The 16,761-nt window shown below is 61.0% G+C and carries 16 protein-coding genes and 1 pseudogene; 9 read left to right on the forward strand and 8 right to left on the reverse strand.

Translation table 11 applies throughout. From position 1 onward, the window contains the following. The first annotated feature begins 5 nt into the window (after nucleotides 1-5). Nucleotides 6-2,017: pseudogene (gene betT / locus FHU29_RS06345) on the forward strand (choline BCCT transporter BetT). 150 nt (nucleotides 2,018-2,167) lie between these two features. Beyond that, nucleotides 2,168-2,614 carry a L,D-transpeptidase gene (locus FHU29_RS06350; RefSeq protein ID WP_013807263.1) on the forward strand — a complete coding sequence of 149 codons (447 nt, stop codon included), beginning with the start codon at nucleotides 2,168-2,170 and terminating at the stop codon, nucleotides 2,612-2,614. Nucleotide 2,615: 1 nt separating this feature from the next. On the opposite strand, the gene FHU29_RS06355 is transcribed toward FHU29_RS06350, so the two are convergent. After that, entirely contained in the window at nucleotides 2,616-3,275 is a 660-nt protein-coding gene (locus FHU29_RS06355) for a nitroreductase family protein (protein WP_064442116.1), read from the reverse strand. A 131-nt stretch (nucleotides 3,276-3,406) separates the two neighbouring features. On the opposite strand from FHU29_RS06355, the gene FHU29_RS06360 reads away from it, so the two are divergent. Beyond that, the gene (locus FHU29_RS06360; RefSeq protein ID WP_064442115.1) at nucleotides 3,407-4,780 is read left to right on the forward strand and encodes an NAD(P)/FAD-dependent oxidoreductase; all 1,374 of its coding nucleotides are present in this window, start codon (nucleotides 3,407-3,409) and stop codon (nucleotides 4,778-4,780) included. Nucleotides 4,781-4,783: 3 nt separating this feature from the next. Here FHU29_RS06360 and map read toward each other — a convergent pair whose 3' ends face one another. Next, a complete protein-coding gene (map, locus tag FHU29_RS06365; protein ID WP_064442114.1) occupies nucleotides 4,784-5,560 on the reverse strand; it encodes a type I methionyl aminopeptidase in 777 nt (258 codons plus the stop codon). Between the two features lie 81 nt (nucleotides 5,561-5,641). On the opposite strand from map, the gene FHU29_RS06370 reads away from it, so the two are divergent. Together FHU29_RS06370 and FHU29_RS06375 are read left to right on the forward strand one after the other, a co-directional pair. After that, the gene (locus FHU29_RS06370; RefSeq protein WP_064442113.1) at nucleotides 5,642-5,908 is read left to right on the forward strand and encodes a helix-turn-helix domain-containing protein; all 267 of its coding nucleotides are present in this window, start codon (nucleotides 5,642-5,644) and stop codon (nucleotides 5,906-5,908) included. Nucleotides 5,909-5,912: 4 nt separating this feature from the next. Further along, nucleotides 5,913-6,644 (forward strand): alpha/beta fold hydrolase, encoded by a 732-nt coding sequence (locus FHU29_RS06375; protein WP_083962498.1) that lies wholly within the window; start codon nucleotides 5,913-5,915, stop codon nucleotides 6,642-6,644. Here the strand turns inward: FHU29_RS06375 and FHU29_RS06380 are convergent. After that, nucleotides 6,622-7,083 carry an OsmC family protein gene (locus tag FHU29_RS06380; RefSeq protein ID WP_064442111.1) on the reverse strand — a complete coding sequence of 154 codons (462 nt, stop codon included), beginning with the start codon at nucleotides 7,081-7,083 and terminating at the stop codon, nucleotides 6,622-6,624. The genes FHU29_RS06375 and FHU29_RS06380 overlap by 23 nt on opposite strands. Nucleotides 7,084-7,225: 142 nt before the next feature. On the opposite strand from FHU29_RS06380, the gene FHU29_RS06385 reads away from it, so the two are divergent. Next, nucleotides 7,226-8,872: a glutamate synthase-related protein gene (locus tag FHU29_RS06385; protein ID WP_064442110.1), complete on the forward strand. Its 1,647-nt coding sequence runs from the start codon at nucleotides 7,226-7,228 to the stop codon at nucleotides 8,870-8,872. 19 nt (nucleotides 8,873-8,891) lie between these two features. Here FHU29_RS06385 and FHU29_RS06390 read toward each other — a convergent pair whose 3' ends face one another. Together FHU29_RS06390 and FHU29_RS06395 are read right to left on the reverse strand one after the other, a co-directional pair. After that, on the reverse strand, nucleotides 8,892-10,622 hold the full coding sequence (locus FHU29_RS06390; RefSeq protein ID WP_157095351.1) for an alkaline phosphatase D family protein: 1,731 nt from the start codon (nucleotides 10,620-10,622) through the stop codon (nucleotides 8,892-8,894). Then, nucleotides 10,615-11,514 carry an AraC family transcriptional regulator gene (locus FHU29_RS06395; protein WP_064442108.1) on the reverse strand — a complete coding sequence of 300 codons (900 nt, stop codon included), beginning with the start codon at nucleotides 11,512-11,514 and terminating at the stop codon, nucleotides 10,615-10,617. The genes FHU29_RS06390 and FHU29_RS06395 overlap by 8 nt, the downstream gene beginning before the upstream one ends. A gap of 116 nt (nucleotides 11,515-11,630) precedes the next feature. Between FHU29_RS06395 and FHU29_RS06400 the strand changes: the two genes are divergently transcribed. After that, nucleotides 11,631-12,287: a class I SAM-dependent methyltransferase gene (locus FHU29_RS06400; protein WP_064442107.1), complete on the forward strand. Its 657-nt coding sequence runs from the start codon at nucleotides 11,631-11,633 to the stop codon at nucleotides 12,285-12,287. On the opposite strand, the gene FHU29_RS06405 is transcribed toward FHU29_RS06400, so the two are convergent. From FHU29_RS06405 to FHU29_RS06415, 3 genes are read right to left on the reverse strand one after another with little or no spacing between them, the layout of a single operon-like run. Continuing rightward, nucleotides 12,282-12,893: a cysteine hydrolase family protein gene (locus FHU29_RS06405; protein WP_064442106.1), complete on the reverse strand. Its 612-nt coding sequence runs from the start codon at nucleotides 12,891-12,893 to the stop codon at nucleotides 12,282-12,284. The genes FHU29_RS06400 and FHU29_RS06405 overlap by 6 nt on opposite strands. Before the next feature lie 35 nt (nucleotides 12,894-12,928). Further along, nucleotides 12,929-13,957 carry a DUF6670 family protein gene (locus tag FHU29_RS06410; protein WP_064442137.1) on the reverse strand — a complete coding sequence of 343 codons (1,029 nt, stop codon included), beginning with the start codon at nucleotides 13,955-13,957 and terminating at the stop codon, nucleotides 12,929-12,931. A gap of 51 nt (nucleotides 13,958-14,008) precedes the next feature. Further along, complete coding sequence (locus FHU29_RS06415; protein WP_064442105.1) at nucleotides 14,009-14,881, reverse strand: alpha/beta fold hydrolase; 873 nt, start codon at nucleotides 14,879-14,881, stop codon at nucleotides 14,009-14,011. 122 nt (nucleotides 14,882-15,003) lie between these two features. On the opposite strand from FHU29_RS06415, the gene FHU29_RS06420 reads away from it, so the two are divergent. Then, nucleotides 15,004-15,624 (forward strand): TetR/AcrR family transcriptional regulator, encoded by a 621-nt coding sequence (locus FHU29_RS06420; protein WP_064442104.1) that lies wholly within the window; start codon nucleotides 15,004-15,006, stop codon nucleotides 15,622-15,624. Further along, entirely contained in the window at nucleotides 15,614-16,759 is a 1,146-nt protein-coding gene (locus FHU29_RS06425) for an aminotransferase class V-fold PLP-dependent enzyme (RefSeq protein WP_064442103.1), read from the forward strand. The genes FHU29_RS06420 and FHU29_RS06425 overlap by 11 nt, the downstream gene beginning before the upstream one ends. Nucleotides 16,760-16,761: the final 2 nt, after the last annotated feature.

Consider the following 16,761-nt stretch of genomic DNA (forward strand, 5'->3'; position numbering starts at 1 on the left):
TGTCCGTGTGGGCGATCATCACTCCGGACGGCGCCGCGAATGCTATCGGCACTGTCGTGGGGTGGATCTCCACCGGCTTTGGCTGGTATTACTTTCTCGCTGCGACACTGTTCTTGATCTTCGTGGTGTATATCGCGCTGTCACGTTACGGGACCGTGAAGCTCGGCCCGCAACATTCGCGACCGGCATACAGCATCTTCGCGTGGGGGGCGATGCTTTTCGCCGCAGGAATTGGCATCGACCTGATGTTCTTCTCGGTAGCCGGACCAGTGACTCACTACCTCGCCCCGCCCGAGGGAGATCCGGAGACCATCGAAGCTGCGAGGCAAGCGATCGCCTGGACGCTCTTCCACTACGGCATCACTGGGTGGGCCATGTACGCCCTGATGGGCATGGCGCTCGGCTACTTTGCCTTCCGGTACCGCCTGCCCCTTTCGATTCGGTCCGCGCTCTACCCCATTGTCGGGAAGCGTATTTACGGCGGCATAGGCAACACAGTCGATCTCGCTGCCGTCATCGGCACGATCTTCGGAATTGCAGTGTCGCTCGGGATCGGCGTGATCCAGCTGAATTTTGGGCTGAACTTCATGTTCGACATTCCGATAGGCACAGCCGCTCAGGTCGGACTGATCGTGGTCGCGGTACTCATGGCGACCGCTTCGGCAGTCGCCGGAGTGGACAAGGGAATCCGGCGATTGTCGGAACTCATGTCATCCTGGCTATTGGTCTCATGCTCTACATCGTGATTTGGGACGACCCAATCCGACTGCTCAATTCCTGGGTGCTCAACATTGGCGACTACGTTAGCCGCTTCCCAGGAATGACACTCAACACCTTCGCATATGAACAACCGACCGAATGGCTCGGCGACTGGACCCTCTTCTTTTGGGCATGGTGGATCGCCTGGGCACCCTTTGTCGGGCTCTTCCTTGCGCGAATTTCCCGCGGCCGCACGATCCGGCAATTCGTCGCAGCAACCCTGATCATCCCTTTCCTGTTCACGCTGACGTTTCTGTCGATTTTCGGCAACACTGCACTCGGTCTCATCCGGGATGGGAATGCTGAGTTCGGGGAGACGGCAATGAATGCACCCGAGGAGGGCTTCTACACACTGCTCGCACAGTATCCCGGCGTGACTTTCAGCGCTGGCCTCGCGACCTTCGTTGGGTTGTTGTTCTATGTGACGTCGGCGGACTCAGGCGCGCTGGTTATGGGAAACTTCACATCGCGCCTCGCCTCGCCAACGACGGATGCGTCCCGCTGGGTCCGGATCTTCTGGGCAGCGGCAACAGGGCTGCTGACGATGGCCATGCTCCTGGTGGGCGGACTCGGCGCATTGACGAGCGCGACAATCATCATGGGCCTGCCGTTCTCGTTCGTGATGTTCCTCGTGATGTGGGGGCTCTACAAAGCGCTTCGGGTGGAACGCTTGCGGGAGGACGCCGCGCGCACCAGCATGCCTGCATCATTGTCCGAGAGAACCGGCGGAGAACCGCTTGGGCCTGGACGCACGTGGCGTCAACGGATTGCAAGGGCGATGACCTACCCAGGCAGGCGTGCGGTCGATCGTTTCATCGAGGAATCGGCACGTCCTGCATTTGCTGATGTGGCAGAGGAAATCCGCACCCAGGGCGGGGATGCGACAGTTCTAGAAGAGCCTGTCGAACCTTTCGATGTTCCCCATCTCGAACTGAGAGTTTCCATGGGTCAGGAGGAGGATTTCGCGTACTGCATCTGGCCAGAAGAGCACCCAACACCGTCCATCGCGCCGCTTGCGGTGGGTGCCGTGGGTGCAACCGAAACCACGTACTACCGGTTTGGTGTGTACCTCAACGAAGGCAGCCAGGGGTACGACGTCATGGGATACAGCAAAGCGCAGCTCATCGGTGACATTCTCGACCAGTACGAACGTCACCTCGAGTTCCTGCGCCTACACCGTGAGTCGGCTAACGCATCAGTTCTCCCCGAACATGGATTGCCCGCGTCGGACGCACGTCCAGACGACCAACCCATTTAGGCAGGCCCAATTAGCCAACCCGGGGGAGTACCCCAGAATTAGGGTCACACCGTGATCTTGACCCCATGATCACCTGCGGCGGATACTGAAGGGAGCGGGTGGAGCCGCTCTGCGGCTGTCCCACTCGCTGCCGAGGCGCAGGGGTTGGTTATGAAGATGCGCAGGATCGCGGCGGCTGCCGCAGGCGTAATGATGGCGCTCGTGGTCGGGTTCGGTACGACAGCAACAGCACAGGTTCCCCAAGTGAGCTGGACGCCATGCGTGTCCTATGCGAAAGCCTGTGTCCAGCTATCTACGAACCAGGCGTGGCTGATGAATAACGGCTGGGTGACCTATGGTCCAACTCCAATCCGCCACGGCAAACCCGGATATGAGACGCCGCCGGGAATATTCAATGTGACATTCAAGAACATCAATCACTGGAGCACGATTTACGACGCCCCGATGCCGTACTCGGTCTTCTTCAACGGCGGTATTGCGTTCCATCAAGGTTCGCTTGATTCGGGGTCCGGTGGCTGCGTCCGAATGACCATGGAAGCGGCGCAAACCTTCTACTACACTCTCCAGCCTGGTGACGTGGTGCACGTGGTGTGGTGACCTACTCCAGACGCGGCGACTTCCATGAGTTCCAGTAGGTAATCTCCTGGACCGGGCGTCTTTTGGCGGGCCGGAAGTCGGTTCCCTTGGTGTAGGCGACAGGCAGCAGGGCCGCTTGTGTCACGTTGGCGGGAAGGCCCAGAATGTCCGCAGCTGCGTCTTCCTCGAGCAGGTGCAGCGTCGTCAGAACGGAGCCAAGTCCTCTGCTGCGCAGGGCGAGCTGGAAGGACCACACGGCGGGGAACACTGAACCGTAGAGGCTGGCCTGAAGGAACGTGGAATCGACGCCGTCGCGCGGGCTCAGAACGCACGGCACTACGTGCACAGGAACGCGGTGCATGTTGTCGGCGAGGAACTGACCGGAAGAGACAAGGCGGCGCTGCTGCTCCCGAAAGCGTTCCGGTACGGAGGCGATCTGTGTGTCAGCATCGCCGTAGTAGCGTTCCCATCCGCGCCGGTAAATCTCAGCGAGTGCTGCTCGTTTATCGGCATCGGTAACGACGAGGAAGCGCCATCCTTGAGCGTTCGTGCCGGTGGGTGCCTGCACAGCGAGCTGCAGACATTCCTCGATGACGTTACCCGGAACTGGACGCTCCAGGTCGAGGCGCTTGCGCACCGCGCGTGTAGTGCTGAGCAATTCGTCTACGGATCGGATATCCATCGCGGCAGGCCTCCACAGTTCACCGATAGTCGCTTCGTCATACTCGGGCGTTCGATACGGTTGGCAATGTTACGAGGAAATACGAATAATTACCGGCGACGTCAGGCCGGGAACGATATGAGGAAGTTGCAATGGGAACCCAGGCAGCGCAGCTGGAGCGGCACCACGTAGTGATCATCGGATCTGGCTTCGGGGGCATTTTCGCTGCCCAGAAGCTCAAGCACGCAAATGTGGATGTGACGTTGATTGCGCGAACCACCCACCACTTGTTTCAGCCGCTCCTTTACCAAGTGGCAACGGGAATTCTCTCGGTTGGTGAGATCGCAGTGCCCAACCGGATCATCCTCCGCAAGCAGAAGAACGCGCAGGTGCTGCTCGGAAAGGTCGTCGATATCGACGTGCGGAATCAGACTGTCACGTCAGAAGCGTCCGATCACACGACTGTCACGTCCTACGACAGCCTCATCATCGCAGCAGGTGCAGAGCAGTCGTATTTCGGGAACGACCACTTCGCACGGTTCGCACCCGGTATGAAAACCATTGACCATGCCCTCGAACTCCGCGGAAAGATCCTCACTGCGTTCGAGCGGGCAGAGCTGTCGGAAGATCCGCAGGAACAGGCAAGGCTTCTCACGTTTGTTGTCGTGGGGGCGGGGCCCACCGGTGTGGAGATGGCGGGGCAGATTGCTGAGCTCGCGCGCCAGACCCTCGTCGGGGCGTTCCGCAACATCGATCCTTCTATGGCTCGTGTCGTTCTTGTCGATGCCGCTCCACTCGTGCTTCCTCCTATGGGGGAGAAGCTAGGCGGGAAAGCCCAGCGGCGCCTCGAGAAAATCGGTGTGGAAGTGCTTCTCGATACGTTCGTGACCGACGTCGACGAGGGCGGTCTGGTGGTCAAGGACAAAGAGGGTAACGAACGGCGGATCCCTGCATATGCCAAAATCTGGGCCGCTGGCGTTTCGGCAAGCTCCCTAGGCAAGATTGTCGCCGAACAGACCGGCACCGAACTCGACCGCGCGGGCCGGGTACGGGTGAACCCGGATCTGACAATCAAGGGGCAATCGAACGTCTTCATCGTCGGTGACATGATGGCGCTTGACGATGTCCCGGGTATCGCCCCGGCCGCAATCCAAAGTGGAACTTATGTCGGCAAGCTGATCAAGTCGGAGGTGGCGGAATCGGCCGGCGCACCGGGCGACCGGAAGCCATTTAAATACCTCGATAAGGGCAGCATCGCTGTCATCTCGAAGTACAGCGCGGTCGGGCGTGTTATCGGCGGCAAGATCCCGGTGACAGGGGTCGTGGGCTGGTTCATGTGGCTCGCTATCCACTTGTTCTATCTGGTCGGATTCAAGAACCGTTACAGCACGCTGCTGTACTGGACGTTCGCGTTTGTGTCGAATGCGCGTACTCAGCTCAACGTGACAGAACAATGGATGCTTGGCCGCCAGGCGATCGAGGAAGTCGAGGAGCGGAAGAAAAAGTCCAAGCCTCAAGCGGGGTAGTGGCTACAGCACTTTTGCGGGAAGCGTCAGAATCAGAGGTCCCTCTTCCGTGATTGCGATGCTGTGCTCGGAGTGCGCTCCGCGCGAGCCGTCCGCGGAACGGATGGTCCAACCGTCATCGTCAAGAATGATTCGATCGGTCGTTTTCGCGAACCAGGGTTCTATCGCGAGTGTCATTCCGCACCGCAGCTTCATGCCCCGACCAGGGATGCCTTTATTCGGCACATGCGGCTCCTCGTGCATTGTTCTGCCCAGCCCGTGGCCACCGAAGTCGGTGTTCACGGGGTAGCCGTATTTGTTCGCTACTGCACCGATGGCTGCCGACACATCGCCTAGGCGGTTGCCTGCGCGGGCGGCTGCGATGCCCGCAGCAAGCGCGTGTTCAGTCGCTTCAAGGAGGCGCTGATCGTCACCTCGTGGTGTGCCGATGATCATGCTGCGCGCGGAATCAGCGACCCAGCCGTCGATTGCGACCGCAAGGTCCATGCAAAGGAGGTCGCCGTCACGCAGGGTGTAGTTGGATGGGAGTCCGTGCAAGACAGCGTCATTAACGGAGACACACAGCACGTTGCGGAAGGGGCCTGAGCCGAAAGATGGTGAGTAGTCCCAGAAACACGATTCCGCGCCCCGCGCTCGGATCATGGTGCGCGCGTGCTGTTCGAGTTCACGCACGTTCACCCCCACTCCGGCCAGGTCAGATAGCTCGTCGAGGACTGTCGCGACGAATGCCCCGGAAATACGCATCCGCTCGATCTCTGCTGGCGTCTTGAGTTCAACCACAACCCCTGCCCCTCCTGTTGGTATTTAAATACCACCTTATCCGGGTAGGTATTTAAATACCACTCGCGGTACCCTCACTACATGGTCAGGAATCCGCTCACCCCAGAACAGATCGCCGCGGGGCGCCGGCTAGGTGCGCTTCTCCGTGAAGCTCGCGGCGATAGCGCGCTGGCCGATGTCGCATCCCGCGCGGGGATCTCACCCGAGACGCTTCGCAAGATCGAAACCGGCCGCATGCCAACCCCCGCCTTCGGCACGATCGTGCACCTCAGTGTGGCACTTGACGTGCCGCTGCAATCAATCGCTGATGCCTGGCGTGATGTTGACGCGTTCGAGAAGGCGTCATAAGGCTGTGGACATCACCCGCCAGCCGCCCGTCGTTTTCGTGCACGGAATCCGGCTCAGTAGTGCCGCGTGGGGAGAACACATCCGTCGCCTTCATGCCGCGAACCATCGCGCAATCGCGGTCGACTTACCTGGCCACGGCAAGCGCCGCGGCCAGCCATTCACGGTAGATGGCGCGACCGAGGCTATCTACGAGGGGATCGATGACGTGGGAGGCAGAGCCCTCGTGGTGGGTCATTCCCTCGGCGGGTACATGACCATCGCGGCAGCCGCGCGAACCCCCGAGAAATTCGCCGGACTCCTGATCGCAGGCGCGACAGCTATTCCGAACAGGTTGTTTGGCCTGCCATTCCTTGCGGCGCATCGCCTACTTTTGCGCCTGCCGGACCGGGGCGATCGTCTCAGTCGTTCACTGCTCGAAAAGTTCGCCGAACCACCACTTGTCGACGAAATGATGCAGGCAGGAATAGCCACGGAAGTCATTCCGGACGTGGTGCGCGAGGTGACACGATTCGATGTGCTCGCAGCGCTGCGCGCCTACGCCGGGCCAGTGTGGTTTGTCAACGGCAGATTCGACCATTTTCGCGCGCATGAACGGAACTTCCTTGCCACTTCCGCGAACGCAACCCGGCGTGTGATCCCGGGCGCCGGACACTATCTTCCAGCCTCGCACACAGACGCATTCGCCGCGATAGTCAAGGAAGCAGCAGCAACCCTTACAGGAACGTCGACGAGCTAGCTTCACATCGCACGGGGAAGTTCACTGACCGTGCAATGAAGCACTTCTCGTGAGCACGTTCGTGAAGGCGCGTCAGCCTGCGCTCGGAAACCCCGGCGCGCAGAGTAACTTCCGGCCGCAGAACCACTTCGGAGAATTCCCCAGCACCATCCGGGTGTTCAACCATGTGGCCGATCGCGTGGTCGACATAAGAGGTCACTATGACGCCCGAATTCGCCGCGAGGCCAAGGAACCAGAGCATATGACACTGGGCGAGCGCGGAAACGAGAAGTTGTTCTGGGTTCCACCGCTCAGGGGTGCCGAGGAAGCTCGCGTCTGCAGTGCCGAGAATCGTCGATCGAGCTTGTGACCGCACAGTGTGGTCCCGTGAGTAGCGAGTGTAATCAGCTGTCTCACCAGACCATTCGACCGTCACCTCATATGTGTGGTCCGCAGACACGCGCTTCTTTCCCTCCTCCTGGATTCAGTCTCTACGGTTGAGACGTTACCGCTGCGACGCCGTCCAAACGGTAGCCTCCGCGGACACGAGGGCACTGAGGGGGACGTTCCGGTACCGTTTCACCGAGCAGAAGGGGAACGTGATGAGTGCCGAGATTTCTGTCAGTTCAGTGGGCGCCACGAAGATCGCGGCATGGGACGACCTCCTGCCGGAGCAACCCGCATATGCGCGTGTCGCGAACGTGGATCTGGTGATCATCCGCCACGGCGGAAACCAGGGCGTTTCCGTGATGTACGGGCGGTGTCAGCATCGTGGTGCTCTGCTGTCCGACGGAACTGTTCGGGCGGGACGGTTAGTGTGCGGTCTCCACGGCTCCACCTATGACGCCGAGACGGGCACCAACATCCACTACCAGGGTGCAGACCTGAAGAAGTTTGATGCCTGGGTCGAAGACGGTGCGGTCTGGGTCGATGAGGCAGAAATCGCACGATGGGAAAACCACCATCCGCAGAAGTACGCGCGAGATGCTTACCAGGGCCTTTACGCTGATTTCAAGGGCACTCCGGAAGAACCACACAACGGCGCAATCCAGCGTCTCGCGGCGGACGGTCTCACCAAGGTCGGGCATCACGGTCAGGTCGAAGCGATGGGGGTACCGCGCGCGGACCTGCCCACCTGGGACGATCTGCAGCTGGTGACGGCACAACTTGCAACTCCGCCGCTACTCGATGACGCCGCCGTCGGTACTGCTGTCACGATCGGACCGCGAGCCGCACGTCCGCTGCGCCTCGAAATCCCGCTTTTTGTCTCTGACATGAGTTACGGAGCGCTTTCCGAAGAGGCGAAAACCGCACTCGCCAGCGGCGCCGATCTTGCAGGCACAGGTATCTGTTCAGGGGAAGGCGGAGTCCTCCCCGAAGAGCAAGCTGCGAACAGTCGCTATTTTTACGAACTCGCGTCGGCGAGATTTGGGTACACGCTCGAAAAGGTCACTGCCAGCCAGGCGTTCCACTTCAAACTCGGGCAGGCGGCGAAGACCGGAACCGGTGGGCATTTGCCGGGTCACAAAGTAAAGGGCAAGATCGCGCGCGTTCGCGGGCTCGAAGAAGGTACCCCAGCGGTTTCTCCGGCCCGTTTCCCAGACCTCACAAGTGTCGATGACTACCGGCGTGTCGCAGCCGAGATCCGAGAGGCCACCGGGGGGATCCCGATCGGCGTGAAGATGTCTGCGCAGCACATCGAACGCGACCTCGACGCTGCGGTGGCCATCGGATTCGATTACGTGATTCTCGATGGTCGCGGTGGCGGGACGGGTGCTGCTCCGCTCCTCTTCCGGGACAACATCTCCGTACCGACGATCCCTGCGCTAGCGCGAGCGCGCCGCCATCTCGACTCGATCGGGGTGCACGACGTCACCTTGATCATTACCGGTGGTCTGCGCACCCACGCTGACTTCATCAAGGCACTCGCATTGGGCGCCGACGCCATCGCTATCGCAAACTCGGCGATGCAGGCCATCGGATGTCTCGGTATGCGAGCGTGCCACACGAACAAATGTCCCGTTGGCATCGCCACCCAGGACCCAGTCCTGCGTAACCGACTTCCCGTCGACGAAGCGGCGCAACGGCTCGCTCGATATCTCGGTGCCACTGTCGAACTGATGCAGGTGATGGCGCGAGCATGCGGGCATGACCATCTTTCGAAATTTAGCCACGACGACCTTGTTACGTGGAAACGTGACGTCTCCGCACTATCGGGCGTCGCTTTTGGAGGTGTGACCGCGCCTTAGCGCTTCGTATACTGCGCGGTCACGCTCGCAGCTCCACTGTCGCTGTTCGATGCAGCCGGTGGCTGCCGTCCTCGGCGATGACGGCGTGGTCGATGAGCGCGACTGCGGTGTCGTCGGTGAGATCAAGCGTCATTACCCCGTTGCGAAACCATGGTCCGTGCGGGATCGTCCAGTCGAGACCAGTGTCGTCGACCTTCGCTCGGTGCGCGATCCACCGGAATGCCGAGGCAACAGTTCGTGCGCCAAGAATTTTCTTCGCTTGGCGGACTGCCTTCGGCAGCGGGTTCCGGAACGGCGACATCGTGAGCTGGGTAATCGCCATGGGGGAGAGCGGCAAGTCGTCCAGTTTGCCGGCGCCGATGTACGAGCTGTGGACGTCTCCCGACAACCATGTGAACGTCCGGGGCTGGTGCGGTTTGCGAGCAGCATCGCGGGCGAGCGCCACCATGTCGAGGAACGACGCGCGGAACGCGCCCCAGTGTTCCAGGTCTAGGGCACGGCGAATTCGCTCGCCCGTACGGGCCCATCGGGGTCCCCAACGGCCTGCACAAACTGCTTCGTTCCAGCCTTCGAGCTGATGAATCCCGGGCAGCATAAGCACCGGGAGGGACGTGCCGATCAGGATATGCGGCGCGTCGGATTCGAGGACCTGGTCGCGCACCCACCGCCACTCTTCTCGGTCAAGAAGCCGTCGGTCCGTCTCGGTAAGGTCCCTCGAACATCTGGTGTCGACCATCACAAGGTGCGCGAGCCCAAAATTCCTCTCGAAGCTCCACCGCGCCTGCTCCGGGTGCCGGTCGGAGTCGAGCGCGAACCTTCTCAGGAATTCGTCCCGGCCCGCTTCGTCCCGCGTACTACGCAGTGCGTTGAAGACGACATTGTCTGCGAGCTGCGCGGGCGAGAGGTTACCGAGGTGCTGGTAGACGCAATATGAGGAGAGTGCGCCTTCGACGATCCGATTCCAGTGGGGGTTCTGTGCGGCTTCGTGCCGCCACGCAGACGAGGTATTCCAATCGTCACGCAGATCGTGGTCATCCAGGATCATGCACGTGGGGACGGTTGAGAGTAGCCATTGCACATCCGGCTGTGTCCACGCCTCCTCGTAGAGGATTGCGTACTGCCCGAAGTCGACAGCGTGAAGCTGCCCGTCGTCTTCGCGGGTGAGGTGTTCGGCGAGTGACTCCGGACCATTGTCGGCATACACCTGATCGCCGAGGAGACACAGGACGTCAGGCCACTCCGAGGTATCGATGCTCATCATGAAACGCGACAGCGCGACGAGTGAGTCCGCACCCAGTTCCTTCGAAACCTCGGGGGAGAGGTCGCCCGCTCGGTAGCAGGAACCAAACGCGATTCGCGTACGGCGGCCCGGAGATGCCCCTTCGGGGAGAGTCCGGATCACGCTCTGGGGCCGAACTGCCTCGCCCTCCGCGAGTTCTGACGGCCACGTCGGTTCGCCGTCCAGTTCGAGCGCGTACGGAAGTGCGCTGCCTGGGGCGAGGCCGGTGAGCACGATCAAAGCGAAGTTCCGGCCATGGACTGACCAGGTGGCCTCGGTGACCAACTGATCGTCGCAGCGCACGGTCACCCGGCATGCACGATCCGTCTGTACCCAGACCGTTGCGGAGTCCGCGTCGACGTACCTCAAGAGCGGGCCGACCATGAGCTCTGGTGTCCTTCGCGAAGCTGGATGCACGCTGTCATTCTGCGGGCCAATGCTGACGGATACCTGAGAATGCGTGTTACGCATTGCCCGACCGTCGCCAGTTGAGCGGGGTGGTCCCGTGGTTGCGGCGGAAGATTCTCGTGAAGTAGCCGGGATCAGTGAAACCTGTGTGACGCGCGACTTCCTCAATAGGAATATCCGTGTCCGCAAGCAATCGACGTGCTGCGGCCATGCGCCGCTGCACAATCCATTCCCCGACGGTACGACCAGTCTTGTTCTTCACTGTTGTCGTCACGTGCCCAGGAGTCAGGCCGACCGCTCGCGCGATATCTGTTAGCGCCAACGGTTCAGCGTAATGGTCCTCAATGTGCGCGAAGACGGCTGCAAGGAGGGGCTCGTTCTTTGTTTGCAGATCCCGGACGACGTTCTCGCCTAAGCGTGCCGTGTCAACGAGGAGCAGGGTGAGGTGCGCCAGTACTGCGTCGCGGTAACCATCGCGGCGTTCTTTCAGTTCACGCTCCAGCGACTGGAAACGCTGGGACCACGTGTACCTGTCCTCTTCTGGGACATTGAGCCACTGTGCGGTTTCGGTGGCGCCGTGGACGAAGCGACTGAGAAGTGGGTGAGAACGCCACTCACCCGAAGCGCCGGTTCGCAGTACTTCTGGCGGAAAGAACACGATCCACCCGCCGCCTGAATCATCGGAGTCATGATCGTGTGCCGACACCACCTGGCCCGGTGTCACGACACATACATCACCCGGCGCTATCAGGTGAGGCTGGCCCCCTGTGCGCACGCTCCCGCCACCGTCTTCGAAGAAGCAAAGCACAACGAAATCGTGTGCGTGGGAGGACTTCTCCGGCGCCCGTACGCCCGCCTCGAATCGTGTCACGCTCACCGCTGGCAGCCCCGGACTGACCTTATAGCTGACGACAGGGGTTCCGTCGCTGAGCCGGCGCAGCATCCTCGTGCTCATCACGGTCCCCGTCCTGCGAATATCGTCCTATAACAGCCGAATATCACCCGTTCCCCGCTACTGCCTGCCACTTTACGCTAAATAGCATCCAAATATCATCCGAAGGGAACCAGAGAATGACTCACACCGAAGCACATCCGCACGACGAGTGGTACCTTCCCGGTTTTGGCCGTGACTGGCTTCTGCCTCTGTACGATCCATTCAGTAAGCTGAACAACCTCCGGCGCTATCACGAGCTGCTACTCAAGCAGGCCGCACTTTCTCCCGGCGATAGCGTTCTTGAGATCGGTTGCGGTACAGGAAACCTCCTTCTCCTAGCCAAGAAGCTGCATCCGTCTACGGAGTTCACCGGCATCGACCCCGATCCGAAGGCCCTCAACCGTGCGGAGAAGAAAGCGGCCCGCGCGCACCTCGATGTGCGGTTCGAACGCGGGTTCGCGCAGCGGCTGCCCTATGACGATGATTCGTTCGACCGGGTGCTTTCCGCCTTCATGCTGCACCACCTGCCGACAGAGGTGAAGCAGGATGCCCTAGCTGAGGTCCAGCGTGTGTTGCGGCCAGGAGGACAGCTGCACCTCGTCGACGTGACGGGAGGCGCGCACCGGTCCCACGGTTGGCTGACCCGCAGCAGGCGCGCGAAGGCACATATCCATGACCACCTCGGCGAGGGCATCCCTGATCGTCTGCGCGCCACGGGGTTTGCTGACGTACGAGAAGTCGACCACCGCGCTACACGGTTCGGACGGCTTAGTTACTTCGAGGCTTCTTTATGAGGTCCTGAGTGACTCGAGAAGTCCGGCGGACGTCAAAGAGCCTGCGGTGACTAGCTCGAGGTTGGCGAGCGACCCCTCGTGCACAGAATGTTCAGCTGCAGCCACGCAATCAGCGACAACGTGGACAGTGAAGCCGAGATCTGTTCCGTGCCGCGCTGTCTGCTCGACCGTCAGATTCGTTGCCACCCCCGTGATAAGCAAGGTGTCGACACCCTGCTCCTTCAGCCACTGCGGGAGGGCACTTCCAGCGAGTCCGGAGAGCTTCTGGTTATCACTGATGTGCTGCTGGGCTGCCAGGTCTGCCATCTCAGGAATGACCTGGCAGCCAGCGCTGTCCGGACGGAATGCAGATTGCGCCGAACCGACCGCGGACATGAAACCTGTGTTGCGAACGAGGAGTCCTTCGTCTTCGGGGATGGTGAATCGAGTGAACACCAGGGGGATGCCTATCTCGCTGATCGCCTGATGGAAAGCGACAGCACGATCCACTACGCCGCTGCTGGCGACTGGTTCGGCCAGCATCGGACCGAAGAAACCCTCCGGCTTGATTACATTCACCTGCCAGTGCAGGCCAAGAAGCGCGGTTCGCTGAGCCTCGAACGTCATCCCGTCATCCTGCCACCGGTACAGCCCAGAGGCCTCTATTCGCAGTCGACCCACTCGAGATAACCAGTGCCGGTCACCGGTTCACCGTTCCACACGCCGCTGTAGGTGTAGGCGCCGACGTAACCTCGTCCGTGGCCGTACCGGAGCGGAGAGTCGACGTCTGCATCGAAGTGCAGTAGGTCGTCTCCGTTTTCCCGTACTGTCCACCGTAGTTTCGCGGGGACACGCATCTGCCGGCCGCGCGGGTCGATTGCTAGCTCGCTCTGGTATCCCAGAACCTCCATGGTGACGTCGTCGAAGACGCGCGCGTCACCGTCGAGGCTGCGAAGATGGGCGAGTCTGCACGCGGACACACCCGCTGCGCGCACATCGGTGAGCAACAATTGGGTGCGTTCGTTGAGGTTGATGATTTGGTAGGTGAAGAAGTCCACGGGGAGCTTCAGAGCCTCGGGCAGCGGTTTAGCGGTCAGGGATTGCGGTGACATGTAGCGCGCGTACTCGAATGTGCACAACCCTGAAATGTCGGTGTGACCGTTCGCGTCCTCGATCGATCCCGTGTACGTGGCGAGCAGACTGAAATGGTCACACACTGGAGATCGCACGAACCAGGACACCACCTGCGTCGCGGTTACTTGCAGTTCGACGGCCATGTGGCCGTAGCGTGCTGACAGGGCGTAACGCGGATGCTCACACCTAATGGTGAGGTCATCGCCCCATTGCAATAGGGAACTGTCTTCAGCGAGTTGGCAATCGGCGCTCGTGTCGTATGCCCGGTAGTGATGCTCCGGGCCGTGTGCAGTGGAGGACAGCACCGTCGCGGTGCGTCGTGCGTCTTCGGAAACGAGATAGTCGTTGTCGAAGCAGAGGGCACCTGAAGCACCGATGAGGGTCATCGTATTGAGGTACCGGTACGGCTCGGGCAGTTCAGGGATGAACACCCCGTAGTGAGTGCATGCCCACCGAGCGGAATTGATCTGTGGCGCAATTATTTCGGGACAGTCGAAGGGTTCAGATGAGGCGCCGATGCGGCTATCCAGGCGAGGAGCGAGCCCCTTGAGCAGCATCGTTGAGGCCAGCTTCTGCGGCAGCGTTGCCACGTGTTCTCCTTTGATGATTCAGGTGCCCGGTATTGTAGGCGCGATCCGATTGGTGCTAGCGCGTTCGTGGATGATGAGGGCGAGCTCGTCCGCGTTCTGGTCGGGAATCCAGTGCGTAGCGTCGGGGAGCGTGACGAATCGGTAGTCACCGGTCACGTAGCGTTGCGTGAGGCCGGCGCCCTGCTTACTCAGCGCCGTGTCTTTGGCGCCCCATACATGCGTCGTGGGGACGGCCACCTTGCGCATCACTTCCAACGGGTTATCCAGCAGCATGGCGCGGTACCAGTTGAGAGCGCCTGTCAGCGCACCTGTCTGGACGATCTCCTCGTGGACGGCCTCGATCTGGGCGCTCGGCATGCCTGTCGATGAGAGGGCACGAGCGAGCAGCCCTCTGTTTCGCCGGATGAGCATTTCGGGAAGCCATGGGACCTGGAATAAGCCCATGTAGAAGGAGCGCAATGCTTGATCGCTCGTGAGCATCGACCGGACGAATGCAGCACTGTGCGGAACTGAGACTGCGGTGAGGGTCCTGACCCTTTCGGGGTGGCGGGCGGCGGTTGACCATGCGACAGCGGCTCCCCAATCGTGGCCGACGAGATGTACTTCGGGCGCACTGATCTCGTTCAGCAGCTCGATAGTGTCGCGAACCAGCGCACTCATCCGATAAGCAAATCGCCCGCGCGGGCAGGCGAAAGGGGTGTAGCCGCGCTGGTTCATCGCAAACGTTCGATAGCCCCGTTGGTGCAAGTGGGCAGAGACATCCGCCCACGATGATGACGTTTGCGGGAACCCGTGCAGGAGCACCACAGGTTCGCCCTCTAAGGGTCCCGAATCGACCACATCGAAAACGAGATCATCGTTGAGAACGACGTGTATGCGTGAGCGTTTCATGAACGAACCCCTTTCGGCGGGCACTCCGTTGTGCCGCCTCGGTTAACTTACCCGACGGTAAATTACCGTGCATTCATATGAAGCGTCAACCGGACCCGCCAAAGATGTTTAGATAGGAGACAATGAGCACCGCAGGAACCAAAGGGGTGCCGCGCGCGCAGCGTGAGCAGCAGATCCTCGACATAGCCACCGATGAGTTCGGCGGCAGCGGCTACACGGGCACGTCTCTCGCCGCGGTAGCCGCAAGAGCGGGGATCTCGAAACCCCTGATCGTGAGTTATTTCGGTTCCAAGGACGGGCTATATGCCGCGTGCGCGGATCGTGCCGGAACGAACTTGTGCGACCGCATAGAAACCGCACTCGAGGCTCAGGGGCCGACCGCTGTGCGCGCAGAAGAGACCTTGCGAGCGTTCTTCGATGCGCTTCAGCGGCGGCCGCACGACTGGAACATCATTTTCGACCGGACTCTCCCGGCTGACGGGCCAGCAGCCACAACCGCGCGCCGAATCCGAACCCGCCTTGCCGACCAGGCAGCCCGCGGGGTAGCGGCGGTAGGCGCGATGGAACACGTCACCGACCCCGATGATCTCTCCGTCCTGACGGAAGTCTGGATGAATATCGTCGGGGCAATTGTCAACTGGTGGCTGCGCCACCCCGACCAAACGGCAGAACAAATGATCACGCGGTCCAGCCGTATCATCAACCTCATGACCAACCGTCCCACGCGCGGCCATGACTCCTGATCCGCTTCCGGTTCAGCGCGACCGTTTCGACCTTCCCGAAGACGTCGCGTATCTCAACTGTGCCTATATGTCGCCACAGCTGCGCACTGTGTCGGAAGCTGGCATCGAAGCGGTCAAGCGTAAGGCTCAGCCCTGGCGGCTCGCACCCTCTGATTTCTTCACGTCTCTCGAAAAACTGCGCCACCAATTCGGCGCACTCACCGGGCTTGACAGCGAAGGCGTGGCGCTGGGTCCGTCAGTTTCATACGGAATGGCGACGGCTGCATCCAACATCGCTCTGCGCGAGGGTGACCAGGTCCTCGTGCTGGCCGACGAATTCCCGTCACCGTTCTACGCGTTCTCCGCAGCCGCTGCGCTCGCCGGGGCTGAGGTGCTGACAATCCCGCGCCCACCCTCCGCCGAATGGACGCAGCAGATCCTCGCGGCCATTGATGAACGCACAGCTGTGGTCGCTATACCGCCGTGCCACTGGACCGACGGAGCCACTGTAGACCTCGTGGCCATCGGCGCAGCAGCGCGCGAAGCTGGTGCTGTTCTGGTGGTCGATGCCAGCCAATGGCTCGGGGCGGAACCAATGGATGTGACTGCGATTCAGCCCGATGTCGTGTGCGCCGTGGGCTACAAGTGGCTGTTCGGTCCGTTCAACCTGTCGTACGCATGGTTTGCGCCGCATCTGCGCACTGGCGTGCCGCTCGAAGGCAACTGGCTCTCGCGCGCGGGCAGTGACGATTTCAATCGGCTTGTTGAGTACACGGAGAACTTCCAGTCTGGCGCGCGACGGTACGACATGGGCGAAGCGTCGAGTTTCATCCATGTACCTATGGCTATCGCAGCGCTCACGCAGGTTGAGGCCTGGGGAATTGACCGAATCGCAGCCGCGACCCAGCAGCACATCAAGCAGATCGTTTCGGACGCTGAGGGCTTGGGACTCAGCGCGGTACCCGAAGCGCACCGGAGCGCACATCTTGTAGGGCTCACGCTTCCGGCGGATGGGCCCAGCGATATGCCGCGGCGTTTCAACGATGCCGGGGTGTACGTCTCGTTCCGCGGTGGCGTACTGCGAGTGGCGCCAAGCGTCTACAACAGTAGAGAGGACCTCACGCGATTCCGCGATGTCCTCGCGGGCTGCCTGTAGAT

This window comes from Hoyosella altamirensis (assembly GCF_014191505.1).
Lineage (GTDB): Bacteria > Actinomycetota > Actinomycetes > Mycobacteriales > Mycobacteriaceae > Hoyosella > Hoyosella altamirensis.

What these genes read in the sequence shown, in the direction of transcription:
- FHU29_RS06350 (WP_013807263.1), top strand. Translation starts at nt 2,168, where the DNA reads ATGAAGATGCGCAGGATCGCGGCGGCTGCCGCAGGCGTAATGATGGCG.
- FHU29_RS06355 (WP_064442116.1), bottom strand. Translation starts at nt 3,275, where the DNA reads ATGGATATCCGATCCGTAGACGAATTGCTCAGCACTACACGCGCGGTG.
- FHU29_RS06360 (WP_064442115.1), top strand. Translation starts at nt 3,407, where the DNA reads ATGGGAACCCAGGCAGCGCAGCTGGAGCGGCACCACGTAGTGATCATC.
- FHU29_RS06370 (WP_064442113.1), top strand. Translation starts at nt 5,642, where the DNA reads ATGGTCAGGAATCCGCTCACCCCAGAACAGATCGCCGCGGGGCGCCGG.
- FHU29_RS06385 (WP_064442110.1), top strand. Translation starts at nt 7,226, where the DNA reads ATGAGTGCCGAGATTTCTGTCAGTTCAGTGGGCGCCACGAAGATCGCG.
- FHU29_RS06390 (WP_157095351.1), bottom strand. Translation starts at nt 10,622, where the DNA reads ATGCGTAACACGCATTCTCAGGTATCCGTCAGCATTGGCCCGCAGAAT.
- FHU29_RS06395 (WP_064442108.1), bottom strand. Translation starts at nt 11,514, where the DNA reads ATGAGCACGAGGATGCTGCGCCGGCTCAGCGACGGAACCCCTGTCGTC.
- FHU29_RS06400 (WP_064442107.1), top strand. Translation starts at nt 11,631, where the DNA reads ATGACTCACACCGAAGCACATCCGCACGACGAGTGGTACCTTCCCGGT.
- FHU29_RS06405 (WP_064442106.1), bottom strand. Translation starts at nt 12,893, where the DNA reads ATGACGTTCGAGGCTCAGCGAACCGCGCTTCTTGGCCTGCACTGGCAG.
- FHU29_RS06410 (WP_064442137.1), bottom strand. Translation starts at nt 13,957, where the DNA reads ATGCTGCTCAAGGGGCTCGCTCCTCGCCTGGATAGCCGCATCGGCGCC.
- FHU29_RS06415 (WP_064442105.1), bottom strand. Translation starts at nt 14,881, where the DNA reads ATGAAACGCTCACGCATACACGTCGTTCTCAACGATGATCTCGTTTTC.
- FHU29_RS06420 (WP_064442104.1), top strand. Translation starts at nt 15,004, where the DNA reads ATGAGCACCGCAGGAACCAAAGGGGTGCCGCGCGCGCAGCGTGAGCAG.
- FHU29_RS06425 (WP_064442103.1), top strand. Translation starts at nt 15,614, where the DNA reads ATGACTCCTGATCCGCTTCCGGTTCAGCGCGACCGTTTCGACCTTCCC.